Genomic DNA, 16,868 nt, shown 5'->3' on the forward strand with positions numbered 1-16,868 from the left:
AGTGCATTGCAATTCCTATATTCCCAAATTTTATCCTCTTTTATGTCGGAAAATTCAGTAATAAAGGCACTTCTCATCTACCTGTTTGATGGTAATATGATATCAATATATGTAAACGAAAGGGGAGAAGGTGGTCTGCCGAATCATTCCTGAACTGAATGTAAGAAAGCCAGACGCAGGACATTTATGATGAGGAGGAGTATAAGTTGAGAAAGCTAAAAATAGCAAGTTTGTTAACCGTGATGGTAGCGTCATTCTTCATTTTTTCTAGTCATGCACAAGCAGTTCAGTATTACACTGTCTCAACAAGCAGCGGTGCGCCTGTCAATATGCGCAGCGGCCCAGGTACAAGTTGGGGGATCGTAACGACTATTCCGAGCGGAACCCGCATCCCGATCTATTGCTACAAAACCGGTACAACTGTAACTGGAAAGTATGGAACGAGTAATATTTGGAATTACACAGAGCGGACGCTTGCCAGCGGGGAGATCGTTCCTGGATTTGTCTCTGATACATATATGTATACAGGCTCAGACGGTCCGGTTGTTCCTAAATGCAGCTGGTAGCATATGTTCTATCATTTTTAAAATGAAGGAATTGAAGAAAGAGGGATGACATTGACTAAACTGAAAATGCTGAGTATGTTAACCGTTATGGTTGCATCATTATTTATTTTTTCCAGTCAGGCACTTGCCGTTCAGTACTTTACTGTTTCAACAAGCAGCGGTGCGCCTGTCAATATGCGCAGCGGTCCAGGTACAAACTATCCTATTATGCTTTCCATTCCTAACGGCTCGCGTGTTCCTTACTATTGTTACGCTTATGGAACGACTGTTACCGGGAAGTATGGAACGAGTAATATTTGGGATCAAATCCAGTGGAAAGATTCCCGGGGGATCGTGAATATTGGATATGTTTCTGACACATATGTGTATACAGGTTCTGACGGTCCGGTCGGTTACCGATGCAACTAGCTGTATACTCCGTACAATAGAGTCTCTTCTTTAGGGCCTATCTGAATGAACCATACCAACTTTGTTGGTGTGGTTTTTCCTGTTTATAGATAACTCAATCGCTAGGATAGCCCACTCATGAATGATAACTTTAATTACATAAATGAAAGACCGAGGAAATTGTGTTTGTATTTGTATGAACAGTCAAGAGGACAGAAAGTAAGATGATAAAATCATGAAAACATCTCATTTTACCTTTGATCTTTGCATAAGATAAATGTATAATACAAATCGTAATAATTTCGATTTGAGGAGGAGGAGTGTCGTAATGGGAATTTTATTTGCAAAGAGGTTAGGGATATTAGCGATTGGTTCATTACTAGTATTGGCAGGATGTCAGAATTCAGGTTCATCCGAAGGCGAGTCTAAAACAACATCATCCTCATCAGCTGCAGAAGACTCTTCTAAAACGCAAGAGCAATCATCCGAAAGTCACACACACGGACATGTTCACGATCATAGTCATGCACATGATGAAGAAACAGAAAAAATTTATGAAGGGTATTTTAAAGACAGTCAAGTAAAGGATCGTTCACTTTCTGACTGGGAAGGAGACTGGCAATCTGTATATTCATACCTGCAAGATAGTACTCTTGACGAAGTATTTTCTTATAAAGCAGAACATGAAGGTGACATGACAGCTGAAGAATATAAAGAATATTATAAAAAAGGGTATAAAACAGATGTTGAACGTATCTTAATTCAACCAGATACTGTAACGTTCTTCAAAAATGGAAAAGAATATTCTGGTCAGTATATTTATGACGGGTACGAAATTTTGACATATGATGCGGGCAATAGAGGAGTAAGATACATATTCAAACTTGCTAAAGAAGCTGAAGGACTTCCTCAGTTTATTCAGTTTAGTGATCATAGTATCTCATCCGACTAAATCCAGCCATTACCATCTGTATTGGGGTGACGACCGTGAAGCTTTACTTGATGAAGTCAAAAACTGGCCTACCTATTACCCGTCAGAAATGGACGGACACGATATTGCTCATGAGATGATGGCGCATTAAATACGGCCCTTGGCCTTGAGCGTTTCCTCATCAATTGGAAATAACGGACATGATATTGAATATATTATTATTGATAAGGACTTCTACAGATAGATGCATGTATAGCTGCTGACTCCTCGTCAGCAGCTTTTTGCCCTCTTTACATTTCTTCCGTTTTACCCTATCCCTGCCTTATAATACGAAATGAAACGCTTTATTTTTTTGCCTATGCCTGAGTACGTTCAAAAGATAGGGGTGTATCCCAAATGAAATGGATTGTTAAACGGAGTTTTCTTGCTGGAGGGGTTTAATATCAATAAAAAATTATTAAAAAGGTTAATGATTGTTCCAATTTTATTCATCTGTTATGTTTTATTTTTAAATCCTGAAATTATACTTGAAGAGCAATGTCCTAACAAGCCTTATAGTTTAACAATCGTAAAGCACGGGACAGGTATATTTGATAAGAAAATTGTTTTAATATATTACAAAATCAACGGAAAAACAGTAGCTGTTGGGGATTTGGTGTTTTTTGAGAATTTTAACAGAGATATAGATGTTACTTGGGATACAAATACTGATGATGGAACTTGGTGGATAGATAAAAGCGTGCATTTAACCATGACCTATGCTAAAAATGTTAAGGGGGATTTAGACAAGAAAGATATTGATTTTGACTATGGTACTGTTCAATAATAACAATTAGTTTATCTGAAATATGACTATACACTAACAGAACCGCCAGTTGGTTCGGTCGAATTATACTCTGCTCTAAATTGCTTTAGGAGCAGTTTTTCCTTTCCTTACAAACACCATGATTCCAGGGATCATCATAAGTATAGCTGGTATTAAGTAAAACCAATCAATACATATAAGTCCTCCAATCCCTGAGATAAAAAGTAAAACACTGCTCAACTTTGGTTTGAATAAGACAACAATTGAAGCGGTAAACCCAATGCATGAAAAGATCAAAGATATCCATGCCCCAACAAGGAGGTCGCTTGTCATATCAAAGTATCTGATCAAGTGAAAAAATAAATCAAGGTAAGCGATACCTAAAGCTAGGATAGATGCTACAGCACCCAATCTGCTCCCTATTAAACTTAAAACAAACTCAATGGTTCTCTTCACAATAAACGCTCCTTATGTAATTTTCATTTTTATAAATGATAATGTAAAAGAGACCTACATGAAAATATAAATGAGAAAAACAACAAAAACCTATGCCCTGTAAGGGTTTCTAAGTTGTTCAAAAATCACTTTATAAATGAGAATCTAAATCTTATTAGTAAACAGAATTAAATAAACAGAAATCAATAATAATAAACTAGCTGCGTTTATTTATCTAATTTCCGTCTTTTCTGCAAGGAACGTTTCAGGATCGTTCAGTCCTTTTTTTGCTTCATACTTGAACACTTTTTCAAGTTTTCGGAGAACATTTTAATCATCTGACTCCAACTCAGCTGGGAGGAATTATTAGGAATTCGGTGATGTAAACGGAAAATGCTGAATTCAGTTTTCATAACAAAATCGTGTATTATTCAACAATTTCGTTCGACAAATTTTGCGAATTGTAGACAACTTCCTGATTATTTGGATAATTATCTGGATAGGAGGAGAAAAGTTGTCATATGTCACTATACTTATAATTGTTGCATTATTCGGAGCATTAGTAACAGCAGTAGTCGGTATCATATCTTCAAAAGTGGAGGTGAACTCTCCAAAAACTCAAAGAGAACCAAAAGGAGAAGAACAGAAAAGTTTTTATATGCTGAAATAAAGTGCAGAAAGAGCATCTCCTGCGGGGTGCTTTTTAATACAGAGGAGTTGAAAAAAACGGAGTCAAATGAATTTACTTCTAAGATTTTCACTTGAAGTTGCGGCATTGATTTTCATAGGTGTGTTTGCTTGGACTCACTTCAATGGTTTTTTAAAATATGTTTTAACTTTAGTTTTACCAATTGCAGTTATGATTATCTGGTCCGTGTTTGCAGTGCCCAATGATCCTAGCCGAAGCGGTCAAACTGTAATAGCCGTGAACGGGGTTATAAGATTATTTATTGAATTATTGATCTTTGCAATGGCTGTTGCAGCGCTTTATTTTAGTAATTTAAAAACAGTTTGTATCATCTTTTTTTGTCTTATATTGCTACACTATATAACTTCAGCTGGGCGTATAAAATGGCTTCTAAATCAATAAATTATATTAAGCTAAAACTGCGGACAATTTAAAAAAAGCTCATAGAGCTTCAGAAAGATGAAGATTGGTATTTTATATTTCCTTTGTTCAGAAACTTTGTCAGCATATGGTTAGTTAATCACATAACAAAACGCCATATAGGTTTCTTATGGCGTTTTGCCGAACAGGGAGGTGCGCTGCGGAGGAGTTAGTCTATTAACTTAATATCTAAAGAAAGTTGCTCCCACAATGATTAACAAGATGAATAGCACCACAATTAACGCGAAGGAACTACCGTAACCATTAGACATATGTCCACCTCCTTTAGTGAGGATAGTATAAGATATGCTAAACGATAGTTTTCGACATAGATTTACGTCTAAATAAGAAAAAATGAATTTTTTGTCTAAAAAACAAATTTAAACGCCATAAAAGTTTCTTATGGCGTCAAACAGAACAGGGTGGTACTCCTGCATATCGGTTAAATAGGAACGCCTTCTGGATAGCCTCCGAAGAAAGCTGCTCCAACAATGATTAGTAAGATGAATAGCACCACGATTAATGCGAAGGAGCTACCACAACCATTTGAGTATCCCATATGTCCACCTCCAGTAAAAAAGGATAGTACATGATATGCGGGTCGAGTTCCTTTGAAAGGGATGCTAGTTGAAATGAAATTTAAAATGATTTTTTAGTCTAAGTTGAAATAGAGGCGATTGGGACGGCAAGTATGTCCACATCGCATCTTGTCAGTGGCACGGGGGAGAAAGGTTAAAACCGCTATTGAAGCAGAATGGAAGGCGCCGGTCGGGAAATCATGCTCATCTCATGCAAAACATGCCGCCAAAAAAATACATTATGCCCACGCAGCAAAAAAAACGTCTCATACGCTGTTGTCTGGCATTTCCAAAGTGAAGAGCCTAACGATGAGAGGAAAAAGCTTACACAAATTCAAAAAGTACTGGCTACAACCAAGATAAAGGAGCGAACAATACCAATATAGACGGCATTTATGGGACGAAAACGAAATCGGAAATTGAGTCTCTCTTGAAATAATCAGGAGAAAATACGTCAACACACAATTATATCCCTGCTCATTTTTATATGTACCTCTGCTTGGATATTATGTTCTGAGTAGGAGGTGCTTATTTTTGTTTGTATTTCCCGACTGTTACACTCCTTAAAGAAAACTTTTAATCATGAGAACTACATTATTGAACTTCTAGTATCTCTAATTATTAAAAATTTTATCTTAATTCTTATATAGTATGTGTTTCTTTCTGAATTTGTTGTTGTGTATACATAATTAACAATTTAATATAGAAATAAACCTTCTCAATTATCCCCATGTTGTCTTGGCAACGATTCATACACCATACAAGTGAGCGAAGCATTATAGCCCTACACTTAAGCAAATACGATAAACTCGAATGAGAAAAACACAACAAAAACTGGGACTGACCCCTGTTTTTGAGACAGGGATCAAAACCCCTTTTAAACAGCATTATTACCTTCCTCTGATAATGAAATATAGATTGTATAAACATGGACAATTTGCATTAATTGGTTAAAACGAGCATTGTTAGGAGTATATTTATGTCTGTGAAAATAATTATTGACACTAATATATTTTTAGGATTTTTTGGATCCAAACAAACATCTTTAAAAAGGTTACCAGCAACTCTCTGCGGCATCTCGCCGTGTTCAATTGTTTAGTCCTTTTTTTTCATAACCTTTACAAATCTGAAAAAGTCATCATCATCCGGCAGGGGCTTGTCATCTTCGCGTCCATTGCGATGCATATGCGGATCAGAGTGATGTTCATTGTAGAACTCTACGATATGGAATCCACACTTATTCACATAGAAGTTGATATTTCGCTTTTCGAAATAAGGTGTCACGGTTTCCCAAAGCACAGTATCCGGATACTGTGCTTCAATGGCTTTCCAAGCAGAAAGACCAATCCCTTGGCTGTGATATTCTGGAGATACATAGAATAAATCTAGCGAATTATGATGTGTTTGGCTGTTGATACGTACTACTGCACCACCGATCTTCTTACCATCCTGAAAAATATGGTATACCACTGCTCCGGGAGCATTGAAAGACTCCTGAACATCATTGTCCGATGGAATCGGTCCATCTTCACAATCACCGAACGTTTCAATCACGGCAATCGCAAAGGCTTCTTGTAATTTTTTTTGGAATTCTGGCAGATCAGACTCCTTTGCTAGTTCCAGAATAACTTTTGGTTCCTTTTTTGTTTTCATGATTGCTCACTCCTTCATTTGCTATAATATCGAGTCCAGTCGTTCAGTAGAAACATTCCAGCTGTTCTACGAGCCCTTTTCACAAAAAGTGATTCCGTCGCTTTTTCTTCCGCAGTAAATTTGGCGTTAAAATACTTGCTGCAAAAGCTCTTTCCTGTCTTTTTGCACAATTTTTTTCTTTGTTTCCTTGGAAAACAAGCTGCAAGTAACCCTTATTTACTATCGTTCACTAGCGTATTAAGTGTCTTACGCGGGATTAGTTATTCTTCTCAAATTTTTTCTATTACAAATCACATAAAATAGTTGAATGTGTTGCCATTGACTATAGGCATGCGCAATAGATTCATTTTAGATTCGATCACGATTCACGAGCTATACACATTGAGTAAACTCTGGTGAATTTTCTGTCAGAGTTAGCCCAAAGAAGCACTAAATAATATAAAAATAACCAGTCCATACTAATCAAATCTGTCCGTTTAATACCTACTTCCGTCAACAACTAACTTGAAGTCCGTGCAATCTGGGAAAAGGGGTTATTTCTGAATTGATTTTGCCGCATGTGGAGTTGCTTTGGAGCGCTCGTTTACTTTGCCGTACGTCAGCTTGCGCCATATCAATTCCATCGGACCGTACTTAAACCGTCTCAACCACAATGTACTAAAGATCATTAGCACGAAATACACGGCCAGGCTGAACATGAACGTGCCGGCAGATTGAATATGACCCGCAAGCCCGAATCCGTACCTGAGGAACAGAACTGTTCCAATGATAGAGTGAAGCAGATAACAGGTCAATGACATCCGTCCGACTTTAGTGAATATCATCATAGGGCCTCGCAGCTGAGGAACGTACAGAAACAGCATTGCAAAAGTACTCATATAAAACATACTTCCGGTTAAGCCGCCATTTTGACCCAAGACAGAGGAAATGTTCGAAAAATTAAACATGTCTAGCAATATACTGCTTTGTGTTATTAGAAAAGCGATTGTGCTAATGATCCAGATACGCTTCCATATAGGCTTTTTCGCTTCCATATCTTTGAAAAATTCCATCTTAACAAAGTACACGCCCAGCAGAAACATGAGAAACATGGAATAGATCATATGGAAAGAGCTAGCAGCCATCGTGACCATATCTGTCCACCGAGCGCTGATGGATTCTATGTAGGTAAGGCTGCTGTGGCTAAACAAAGTAAACTCTGAAAAATTCGGGTTTTTTTGCCCTGCAGTATTGATGACATTGTACAACATTGTGAAAACAGGAGTCAGGAATTGAAACACGATAAGTGCGATAATCCATCTAAGCACCGTTTTGGCCGTGCGTTTATAGAAGGCGAGTAACAGGAAGCCGCTTATGGCGTAAAAGGACAATATGTCACCGACCCAAACAAATGTGATGTGCAAAATGCCAAATCCCAACAGGATAGATAACCTGCGGGCAAACAGCTTGTTGGGACTATCTACCTTCTGCGCGGCTCGATCCATAAAGATCATAAACCCGACTCCGAACAGGAAGGAGAATAACGTAACGAATTTCCCTTCAGCAAACCAGGAAACCAGATTGTGCAGTACGTCATCGGAGGTCATTTCGAATCCCTTTACTGAATCTACGATCAGAAAATAATTGACAATAATAATGCCCAGCAAGGCGAATCCGCGTACGATGTCCAGAAAATGAACCCGTTCCCGCAGACTCACCGGTTGCCCGTATCCTTCTTTTTGTACAGTCATATCAATGCTCCTTTTCCATTTATCATTGCAATGTGTGGTTCGGATCTGAAAAACCTGAGCCTTACAATGGATAAATATAAAGCCCGAATCTTAACAATTTATGAAGAGTCATCATTTTTTTAGGAAATGTGACAAGTTTGTGGCGGGCATCAGCTTTCATAAATTGTTAAGATTTACGTAGTATCTTATAACGTACTTAACTATGAACGATATATAGTAAAGACACACGAGAAATAACATCAAGAATCATGAGGTGAGAGAGACATGACCCATCGAATATTAGTCGTAGAGGATGATCAGGATATTGGTGATCTTTTGGAGGAATCCCTTATGCGTGCAGGCTACGAGGTGCTAAGAGCCAAGGATGGCAAGCGAGCATTGCAACTTGTGAATGACTCGCTTGATTTGGTTATTTTGGATATTATGATGCCAGGCATTTCGGGAATTGAAACATGTCAGCACATCAGGAAATCCTCTAACGTCCCGATTCTGTTTCTGACGGCCAGATCGAGTACACTCGATAAAACTGAGGGATTACTCGCCGGCGGCGATGATTATATGACTAAACCATTCTCGGAAGAGGAACTTCATGCTAGAGTGATTGCTCAATTACGCAGATATACTATCTATCAGGAAAAGAAGGAACAGGAAGAAAGATTTCTTATCGGGGGCAAACTAAGAGTGAGCGAAGAATTTAATGAGGTCTGGAAAGAGGAGCAGCAAATCAAGCTGTCAGATCTGGAATATCGTATCCTGAAACTTCTGATGAGCAAACGCAACAAAATATTTTCTGCCCAAAATATATATGAGAGTGTGTGGGGACAACCTTACTTTTACTGTTCCAACAATACGGTGATGGTGCATATTCGGAAGCTGCGTTCCAAAATTGAGGATGATCCGGCACGTCCGGTTTATATAAGAACTGAATGGGGAAGAGGATATCGATTTGGCGCATCGTAAATTTACGCTAACCAAAAAACTGGCTTTGCTGATCATGGTTGCTTCGATTGTGAGTGGTGTGATCTTTCTGACGTTGCAAAAGATCACAGATGATCTGATCGAGGGTTATCTGAGTTCGGATGAATATTATCACGAGGAGTCAGCAAGATACATTCAAAAATTCAGCAAGTACGTTTCAGAAAATGAGTTGTCTACATCAGATAGAAAAGCGTTTGGCGAGTGGGTCAAAAAAGAAAATTACATTAACCTCACCATATTCAAGGATCAGGAGCTGCAATATGATTCCATTTATTCCGAATCGGATTATGGAAAGGAAAAGCTGACTCAGTACGCTCAAAATCATTCACATCCTGTCAAGTTTAGAGATGGTGAAGGGCGAGTCATTATCGACGGTTTCTACTCTTCCCGATATTATAATCTGGCCTTTACATTGGATTTGCTCGGGGCAACCCTCATCTTTTTAATCATTGTTCTCTTTGGCATTCGCCAAAGTCTTCGCTACCTTAAAACGATTCACCAAGAGATTCATATTCTTGAAGGGGGCGAACTGGACTACGAGATGACGATAAAAGGGCATGATGAATTAGCGATGATTGCAAAGAGCATTGAGGATCTGCGGAAAGCTTTCTTGGACAAACTTAAAGCGATCGAGGAATTGCAAGCTGAGAGCCGCAGCCTGGTTACCGAAATGTCGCACGATATGCGTACACCGCTGACGTCGCTGATCATGAATCTGGAGTTTGCCAAAAAAGAGGGAGGCGAAGCGGGTACCAGCAAAGATCGGTATGTAGCCAATGCTTATGATAAAGCACTGCAATTAAAAAGCTTGTCTGACAATCTGTTTGCGTATTTCCTGCTGGAAAGGGAATATGAGGCCGATCTGGAGAACGTTGCAGTGAAAGAAGTGATCTACGATCTAATATCAGATCAGATTGCTATCCTTCATCAGGAGCATTTCCGGGTCCATATTTCAGGCGAGCTGCCGGAAACCTATATTAACGTGAATTTGGAGGAGCTTGGTCGTGTATTTGATAATGTGATGTCAAACTTATTTAAATACGCAGATCCGGAAGAAGAAATCAGCATCACGTTTGTATCGGATCAAGATATATTTGAGATCCATGTTAGCAATACGATTAAACTTGCGGATATAACACCGGAAAGCAACGGACTCGGTGAAAGAAGCATTGCGCGAATGATGTCCCGCATGCAGGGACAGTTTCACAGTATACAAAAGAATTCTAAGTACTACATTGTGCTGCGATTTTGGAACACCAAGATGTAGGCTGAGAATAAAAACCACGAATATATTGAAATAGGAGACAACATGATGAGATTTTCCAACAAATTCAAAAAGGTGCCTTACCTGTTACAAGCGCTGCTCAATGTCTGTCTGTTCTTCCTGGCGATAGCCTTAAGCGCACTTCTGATCAGCGAGACATGGTACATTGTGCAATTCGTATACAAGTCACTGTTCAACAAAGTGGACAGCTATTATGAGATGCTTGGAGAACTGCTTATATTCTTCATGTACTTTGAGTTCATTGCTTTGATTATCAAATACTTCAAATCAGACTTTCATTTCCCGCTTCGCTACTTCATTTATATTGGCATCACGGCTGTCATTCGTTTAATTATCATCGACCATGATCAGGCGATCTCAACGTTCTGGTGGGCGATGGCTATTCTTGCAATGATTTGTGGATTCTTTATTGCCAATAGACGAAAGTCTGTTGTAGAACATTAATAAATTAATTCACTTTATGCCGATACGCCGCCGAAATGTCCTAATTGGTGAATGGGAACTGGAACAGAATAAAAAAATTGATAATCGGTATTTATAAGTCTAGCTGTCTAATGTCAGCTCAGAAATCTGTAGTGGATCAAAGTGGATTGTGGTTGTAAGTGGATATCTGAATGTATTTTTTGGCTACTTTAACAGACATGTCCCGATGCCAAAGCATTAACTGTCTTGAAATGAAAATCGCTTCTTTATTTTACAAGGAAGAGGTTAACATTCATAATAAATAAGGTGAAAAAGTTAGGATGTACGTTTATTGTTTTTTTATCTCTATTTTTTACCATAATTGATGTAAACGTATAGAAATGATAACAAATGAATATAAAGTATAAGCTTTCTAATAAGATAGATTTACTATATTGAGGGCCCAGTGATATAGAAAACAGACCGATGGTTCAAACCATCGGTTTTTTATTTGGACAAACAGTTATTACATAGCATTCCCCAAGGGGTGATGCATTTTATGAAGGTGATAATCATCGAGGGACCGCAAGCTGACAAATGCATGAACGATTCCTCTCATTATTTAATAAAACTTGATAGGAAGAAGATCCAGAGTGATGGCAATGTATATAAGGGTATCGACCGAGAAACAAGCGATCAAGGGATCGAGCAACTACGCCCAGATCGAGGCCTGTATAAAGAAAGCAGGGACGATGCGATTAAAGAATTCATAATCAAGTTATCTGTATGATCCAGATTGTCTTTCTCATATAGCTTATTAGTATGCAAAAAATGCTTTTCATAACTCTTTCATCTATTCTTTCTCTATTTCTTTTAAAAGAAACTTTAGTGAAAATATAGAAAAGCCGGAATGTTCGATCCGGCCTTTGCTAAATTATTTCCCCTTCGCTTTCTTCCGCTTTTCCTTCTCCGCCCGATAAAACTCATGAAACATCTTCATCAGCGCCCGTTTCTCAATCCGCGATACATAGCTGCGCGAAATACCGAGTTCTTTGGCAATCTCACGCTGCGTTTTTTCCTTCTTTAAATCAAGCCCAAACCGCCCGACAATCACTTCCTTCTCACGGTCATCTAAAATGTCAATGTATTGCTTCACTTTTTCAAGCTCCATATTGAGCTGGATCGTATCAATCACGTCTTCATTTTCTGATTTCAGGACATCGATCAGGCTTATTTCATTCCCTTCCTTATCCTGCCCGATCGGATCATGAAGGGAGACGTCTTTTTTTGTTTTTTTTAATGCACGCAAATGCATGAGGATTTCATTTTCAATACACCGCGCAGCATACGTCGCCAGTTTTGTCCCTTTTCCGGCGGAATAGCTTTCAATTCCTTTGATTAGCCCGATTGTTCCGATGGAGATTAAGTCCTCTGCGTCTTCACCTGTATTTTCAAACTTTTTTACAATATGGGCGACCAAGCGAAGATTATGCTCAATCAGCATGTTTCTGGCATGTTCATCCCCTTTAGCCATGAGCTCTAAGTATTTTTTTTCCTCGCTGCTTGAGAGCGGTTGTGGAAAGGCATTGTTTTTCACGTAAGATACTAAAAAGACAAGCTCTTTAACTACAAAACCGAGCGCTGCGAAAACACCTGTCACCATCGTCACCTCCACATGATTATGTAGGCAAAAGCCTATATGTCAATGTATGTGATCGGAAGGCTGTCTGTGTCTGTACCGGGAAATTTCTCAATGGAGAGCTTAGGTTTTGTTTTTTAAAATAATCTTTACGCTGCCCCCATACATTTAAATGAACGAAACTGTATGGGGGGATGAGGATGAAAAGATGGATGGCAATGCTTCTTCTGGCGGCAGCGGTTTTTCTTTGTTTGTTGGGAAAGGATATGACGGCTCCGCAACAGGTCAAGGGGGCTGCTTTATATGACAAAATTTTATACTTTCCGTTGTCTCGTTATCCGGAAACCGGGGATCATATAAAAGATGCGATTGCCGAAGGACATTCTGATATATGTACAATTGATCGTGAGGGGGCGGACAAAAGGCGGGAGGAGTCATTAAAAGGAATTCCGACGAAGCCTGGCTACGATCGGGATGAATGGCCGATGGCAGTTTGTGAAGAAGGAGGCGCCGGAGCCGATGTTCGATATGTAACGCCTTCTGATAATCGCGGCGCCGGTTCATGGGTAGGAAATCAAATGAGCAGTTATCCGGATGGCACCAAAGTGTTGTTTATTGTTCAGTAATAAAAGAAGAGGCTCAATTCTGAGCCTCTTTTGCTATGATCCTATTTTGCCGCTAGGCTGATTCTCCTGAGGAGGATACGATTCTGCTTTTCGCCAATACTGGCGTGTTCCTTCTTCACGTACAACAATTCCGATCTTTGCGAGTTCAAGACGGAAATCTTCAATGTCGTCTGTTTCCTCTTCTTTCAGTGCTTTCTGACGAGCCTTCAATATAGCATGAGCGCTTGGAGAGAGATCGGGTGATTCAGGTACCCATCGCCGAAATTTATCTTTAAACGGGTCACCTTCAGCCGACCACACGTAATGATGCTCTTTAAAGGCCTGCTCAATGTTTTTAGGTTTTTCATCTATTTCTTCACGGGCCAGTTCATATCCGTCTGTTCCTAAGAGGACAAGCCGTTTGTGATCAATAAATACCAGAGCAATGTCTTCGGAGTGGATCGTTTGAACTTGCTTGCCTTTCATTAATGCTACGGAGTCGTTTGTAATCTGTACAGTTACTAGCAATTTCATGATTGAATGAGCGAACCATATACCGGCAATCAGGCCAAGCAGCGCGGTGATAAACTTAACCGGTGATCCGTAAAAAGAGGTAACAAGCCGAAGAGGGCCTTCTAATGGAATCCACGGCAGGGATAATGCCCATTTCGCAAGCTGATGAAAAAAATAACCAATGAGAAGACCGATGATTGCAAGTGTACCGTATAATAAACATTTCGCGGTTTTCGTCATTCCAATGATCGTTTGTGTTTGATCCTGCAAGTTGTCACCTTCTTAGCTAGAAATAAGTTGAATTCCCTTCCCATATTTTAACTTAAATAGAGAGGAAATCAAGCATGTTTCCGCGATTTTTGCTGTCATACATGGAGCAGCCAAAAAATTATAAAGCCTTCTTTATGATAAAGATCATACAGAAACGATATGACACGGAGCAGTAAGTTACTGGGGATAAAAGGAATTACCCTTGCTGATCGCGGCCCGCTTTTGTTTTTTATTTGAGAAAACAGAACGTATCACATAGCAGTTCACAGGGAACATAAAGAGTAATGGCTTTAGAGTTTAGACAACCAGGAGGAACTCACATGAAAATAGGATTGATCGGCTTAGGGAAAATGGGCATAAACATAGGAAAACAATTGATCGACCGCAATCATCAAGCAATCGGTTATGACGTGAATCAAGCGGCTGTTGATGAACTGATATCATATGGAGCTGAGGGGACAACAAATATAAAAGAATTGATTTCTTTATTAGATACGCCGCGAATTCTGTGGGTGATGGTGCCGCATGGCGTTGTAGATGCTGTACTGAGTGATGTGGCACCGTTATTACACGAAGGGGATATTATCATTGAGGCTGGAAATTCTCATTATAAAGAGTCGATACGGCGCTACAATCAAATGAAAGAAGCCGGTCTTCATTATCTCGACGCCGGAACTTCGGGCGGTATGGAGGGAGCGCGTCACGGGGCTTGTTATATGGTTGGAGGAGACCCGGAGGCATGGCGTATCGCGGAGCCTCTGTTTCGGGATACTGCTGTTGAAAATGGATATTTATATGCCGGAGAAGCGGGCAGCGGGCACTTTTTGAAAATGATTCATAATGGCATTGAGTACGGAATGATGGCTGCCATTGGTGAAGGATTTGAAGTGCTGGAAAACAGTCCGTTTGAATTTGACTATGAGAAAGTTGCAAGGGTATGGAATCATGGCTCTGTCATAAGGTCGTGGCTTATGGGGCTGACTGAGCGCGCTTTTTCTAAAGACGCGAGGCTGGATCAGATCAAAGGCGTCATGCATTCCTCCGGGGAAGGGAAATGGACAGTGGAAACGGCACTAGATCTGCAGACAGCAGCTCCGGTGATCGCGATGTCGCTCTTGATGAGATACCGTTCGTTAACAGACGATACGTTTACAGGAAAGGTTGTTGCTGCGCTCCGTAATGAATTTGGAGGACATGCAACAGAAAAAAAGTAAGGGGGCGAAGCGGGCCGCCCTTATTTTTTTGACGCTTTTACCAGATGAGGAAACTTTATATATATGATTAGCATCAAGATCAGAACGTAGGCCCCGTAAATACTGAAAGACAGCAATTTGTTGCTGGAGAAATTGGCGCCGGCAATGGTAACAACTAAAATGTTCGGGATTTTTCCTATTAAAGAGGCGAAGAAAAAAACATGCCACCGAACACTGCTTAGTCCGCATACAACGTTCATGACTAGAGAAGGGATAACAGGGATAAGCCTTCCCAATAGAACAGCGGTAAACGCATTTTTATCGAATGAAGCCTCGTATCCTTGTATAGCAGGATAAGCTTTTATTTTTTTTCTGGCCCAATCTCGAAAGCTGTACCTCGCGAGAAAAAACAGCAATATTGTACCGAGCATTGAACCGGCCAGTGTAATCCAAACACCATTTGCAATTCCGAACACAGCGCCATTTAAAGCTGCAATGATTGCAAACGGCACAATCGGGAAAAAGACGTCGGCGGCTATCAGCAGCATACTACATAAAACGGAGATCAATCCGCCTGCTTTTATAGCATCAAGCCAAGCTTCTTTCTGATAAAACCCGACTGCAATAACGGCGATGATCAAGATTATACCTAAAGTCTTTTTTAACATTTCAATTATCCACTCCCAACACTTGCGGCGATGTCATGAGGCAGAATCTCCGGCATCTACGTTAGTATAACTTGTACCGTTTCGGTGGTTCAACTGTAATACGAGTGGGGGAAATACAATTCTTTTTTATCTAGCAAAATAGGCTGTCCATTTCTCTTGTTGCTGCATTCTTTAATAGTAGGGAGGGATAGAAATGGTAGCGATAAAAAAGGATTTTATACCAGAATCAAACGATAACCGTCCCGGCTATGCGATGACACCTGCCTATATTACGGTGCACAATACAGCAAATACCGCCAAAGGTGCCGATGCGAAAATGCACGCTGATTATGTGAAAAACCCAAGTACATCTGTCAGCTGGCATTTTACAGTAGACGATTCAGACATCTATCAGCATCTTCCTCTTACTGAAAACGGGTGGCATGCTGGCGACGGCATCAATGGGACAGGGAATCGCAAATCAATCGGGATTGAAATCTGTGAAAATGCAGACGGCGATTTTGACAAAGCAGTAGCTAATGCGCAGTGGCTGATCAAAAAATTAATGAAAGATCATAATATTTCGCTGGATCGTGTTGTTCCCCACAAAAAATGGTCTGGAAAAGAATGTCCCCGCAAACTCTTACATCAATGGAGTGCTTTCAAAAACCGAATTTCTTCCTCTGATACGCCATCTAAAGAATCACCCAAATCTTATCCTCTGCCTTCAGGAGTAATAAAACTCACTGCGCCTTATAGAAAAGGCACTAAAGTTCTTCAGCTGCAAAAGGCTTTAGCCGCCCTTCATTTTTACCCCGATAAAGGCGCGAAGAATAACGGTATTTACGGCATTTATGGACCGAAAACAGCAAATGCCGTGAAACGTTTTCAGCTGATGAATGGATTAAAAGCTGATGGTATTTACGGACCAAAAACAAAGGCCAAGCTTAAAGCGAAATTAAAATAAATGCAGAGATAATCAGTAGCCTGTTTCCTCTGGCGGAAGCAGGTTATTGCATTCAACTCTCTGAAGTGTTTTTTCGCAGAAAAAGACGGGAACTGAAATAGATATCTCACCCCTTACTGGAAACAGAATGATTTTAGTTGAGAGGGACACGTTAACAATAGAGAGAACGCTATAAC

Annotated in this window: 19 protein-coding genes and 2 pseudogenes; 13 read left to right on the plus strand and 8 right to left on the minus strand. The window is 39.9% G+C overall.

Features of this window, described 5'->3' with window-relative positions:
- Positions 1-206 precede the first annotated feature (206 nt).
- The 4 genes and pseudogenes from LNN34_RS02230 to LNN34_RS02245 all read left to right on the plus strand — a co-directional run bounded on the left by LNN34_RS02230 (position 207) and on the right by LNN34_RS02245 (position 2,710).
- Entirely contained in the window at positions 207-566 is a 360-nt protein-coding gene (locus tag LNN34_RS02230; protein WP_044154422.1) for an SH3 domain-containing protein, read from the plus strand.
- 51 nt (positions 567-617) lie between these two features.
- The gene (locus tag LNN34_RS02235; RefSeq protein ID WP_229042635.1) at positions 618-974 is read left to right on the plus strand and encodes an SH3 domain-containing protein; all 357 of its coding nucleotides are present in this window, start codon (positions 618-620) and stop codon (positions 972-974) included.
- Positions 975-1,281: 307 nt separating this feature from the next.
- A pseudogene (locus tag LNN34_RS02240) lies at positions 1,282-2,035 on the plus strand (ZinT family metal-binding protein).
- A gap of 273 nt (positions 2,036-2,308) precedes the next feature.
- On the plus strand, positions 2,309-2,710 hold the full coding sequence (locus LNN34_RS02245) for a hypothetical protein (RefSeq protein ID WP_227492911.1): 402 nt from the start codon (positions 2,309-2,311) through the stop codon (positions 2,708-2,710).
- A 75-nt stretch (positions 2,711-2,785) separates the two neighbouring features.
- Here LNN34_RS02245 and LNN34_RS02250 read toward each other — a convergent pair whose 3' ends face one another.
- Positions 2,786-3,145: a hypothetical protein gene (locus tag LNN34_RS02250; protein WP_229042636.1), complete on the minus strand. Its 360-nt coding sequence runs from the start codon at positions 3,143-3,145 to the stop codon at positions 2,786-2,788.
- Positions 3,146-3,638: 493 nt separating this feature from the next.
- On the opposite strand from LNN34_RS02250, the gene LNN34_RS02255 reads away from it, so the two are divergent.
- Entirely contained in the window at positions 3,639-3,794 is a 156-nt protein-coding gene (locus tag LNN34_RS02255) for a hypothetical protein (protein WP_229042637.1), read from the plus strand.
- A 66-nt stretch (positions 3,795-3,860) separates the two neighbouring features.
- Positions 3,861-4,214, plus strand: coding sequence for a YrdB family protein (locus tag LNN34_RS02260; RefSeq protein WP_059293554.1), 354 nt, complete (start codon positions 3,861-3,863; stop codon positions 4,212-4,214).
- 200 nt (positions 4,215-4,414) lie between these two features.
- On the opposite strand, the gene LNN34_RS02265 is transcribed toward LNN34_RS02260, so the two are convergent.
- From LNN34_RS02265 to LNN34_RS02285, 4 genes are all read right to left on the minus strand, one after another.
- Positions 4,415-4,504: a YjcZ family sporulation protein gene (locus LNN34_RS02265; protein WP_229042638.1), complete on the minus strand. Its 90-nt coding sequence runs from the start codon at positions 4,502-4,504 to the stop codon at positions 4,415-4,417.
- 170 nt (positions 4,505-4,674) lie between these two features.
- Positions 4,675-4,791 carry a YjcZ family sporulation protein gene (locus tag LNN34_RS02270; protein WP_010335054.1) on the minus strand — a complete coding sequence of 39 codons (117 nt, stop codon included), beginning with the start codon at positions 4,789-4,791 and terminating at the stop codon, positions 4,675-4,677.
- A gap of 1,114 nt (positions 4,792-5,905) precedes the next feature.
- On the minus strand, positions 5,906-6,463 hold the full coding sequence (locus tag LNN34_RS02280) for a GNAT family N-acetyltransferase (protein ID WP_229042639.1): 558 nt from the start codon (positions 6,461-6,463) through the stop codon (positions 5,906-5,908).
- Between the two features lie 533 nt (positions 6,464-6,996).
- Positions 6,997-8,193 (minus strand): DUF418 domain-containing protein, encoded by a 1,197-nt coding sequence (locus tag LNN34_RS02285; protein WP_044154448.1) that lies wholly within the window; start codon positions 8,191-8,193, stop codon positions 6,997-6,999.
- A gap of 264 nt (positions 8,194-8,457) precedes the next feature.
- Between LNN34_RS02285 and yrkP the strand changes: the two genes are divergently transcribed.
- From yrkP to LNN34_RS02305, 4 genes and pseudogenes are all read left to right on the plus strand, one after another.
- Positions 8,458-9,153 carry a two-component response regulator YrkP gene (yrkP, locus tag LNN34_RS02290; protein ID WP_202647505.1) on the plus strand — a complete coding sequence of 232 codons (696 nt, stop codon included), beginning with the start codon at positions 8,458-8,460 and terminating at the stop codon, positions 9,151-9,153.
- On the plus strand, positions 9,140-10,438 hold the full coding sequence (gene yrkQ, locus LNN34_RS02295) for a HAMP domain-containing sensor histidine kinase (RefSeq protein WP_229042640.1): 1,299 nt from the start codon (positions 9,140-9,142) through the stop codon (positions 10,436-10,438). The genes yrkP and yrkQ overlap by 14 nt, the downstream gene beginning before the upstream one ends.
- A gap of 45 nt (positions 10,439-10,483) precedes the next feature.
- Complete coding sequence (gene psiE, locus LNN34_RS02300) at positions 10,484-10,900, plus strand: phosphate-starvation-inducible protein PsiE (protein ID WP_106044082.1); 417 nt, start codon at positions 10,484-10,486, stop codon at positions 10,898-10,900.
- A 611-nt stretch (positions 10,901-11,511) separates the two neighbouring features.
- Positions 11,512-11,610: pseudogene (locus LNN34_RS02305) on the plus strand (recombinase); the annotation flags it as partial.
- 182 nt (positions 11,611-11,792) lie between these two features.
- On the opposite strand, the gene sigK reads toward LNN34_RS02305, so the two are convergent.
- Positions 11,793-12,521 carry an RNA polymerase sporulation sigma factor SigK gene (gene sigK / locus LNN34_RS02310; protein ID WP_013308023.1) on the minus strand — a complete coding sequence of 243 codons (729 nt, stop codon included), beginning with the start codon at positions 12,519-12,521 and terminating at the stop codon, positions 11,793-11,795.
- A 176-nt stretch (positions 12,522-12,697) separates the two neighbouring features.
- Between sigK and LNN34_RS02315 the strand changes: the two genes are divergently transcribed.
- Complete coding sequence (locus LNN34_RS02315) at positions 12,698-13,123, plus strand: NucA/NucB deoxyribonuclease domain-containing protein (RefSeq protein WP_059335453.1); 426 nt, start codon at positions 12,698-12,700, stop codon at positions 13,121-13,123.
- A gap of 33 nt (positions 13,124-13,156) precedes the next feature.
- On the opposite strand, the gene LNN34_RS02320 is transcribed toward LNN34_RS02315, so the two are convergent.
- Positions 13,157-13,885: a DUF308 domain-containing protein gene (locus tag LNN34_RS02320; protein ID WP_229042641.1), complete on the minus strand. Its 729-nt coding sequence runs from the start codon at positions 13,883-13,885 to the stop codon at positions 13,157-13,159.
- Between the two features lie 320 nt (positions 13,886-14,205).
- Between LNN34_RS02320 and gnd the strand changes: the two genes are divergently transcribed.
- The gene (gene gnd, locus LNN34_RS02325) at positions 14,206-15,099 is read left to right on the plus strand and encodes a phosphogluconate dehydrogenase (NAD(+)-dependent, decarboxylating) (RefSeq protein ID WP_229042642.1); all 894 of its coding nucleotides are present in this window, start codon (positions 14,206-14,208) and stop codon (positions 15,097-15,099) included.
- Positions 15,100-15,119: 20 nt separating this feature from the next.
- Here the strand turns inward: gnd and LNN34_RS02330 are convergent, their stop codons facing one another.
- The gene (locus LNN34_RS02330) at positions 15,120-15,746 is read right to left on the minus strand and encodes a TVP38/TMEM64 family protein (RefSeq protein WP_024122122.1); all 627 of its coding nucleotides are present in this window, start codon (positions 15,744-15,746) and stop codon (positions 15,120-15,122) included.
- Positions 15,747-15,939: 193 nt separating this feature from the next.
- Here LNN34_RS02330 and LNN34_RS02335 point away from each other — a divergent pair, with 193 nt between their 5' ends.
- Positions 15,940-16,692 carry an N-acetylmuramoyl-L-alanine amidase gene (locus LNN34_RS02335; RefSeq protein WP_229042643.1) on the plus strand — a complete coding sequence of 251 codons (753 nt, stop codon included), beginning with the start codon at positions 15,940-15,942 and terminating at the stop codon, positions 16,690-16,692.
- The last annotated feature ends 176 nt before the right edge of the window (positions 16,693-16,868 follow it).

The sequence above is a fragment of the Bacillus sp. AF23 genome (assembly GCF_020861455.1).
Classification (GTDB): Bacteria; Bacillota; Bacilli; order Bacillales; family Bacillaceae; genus Bacillus; species Bacillus halotolerans.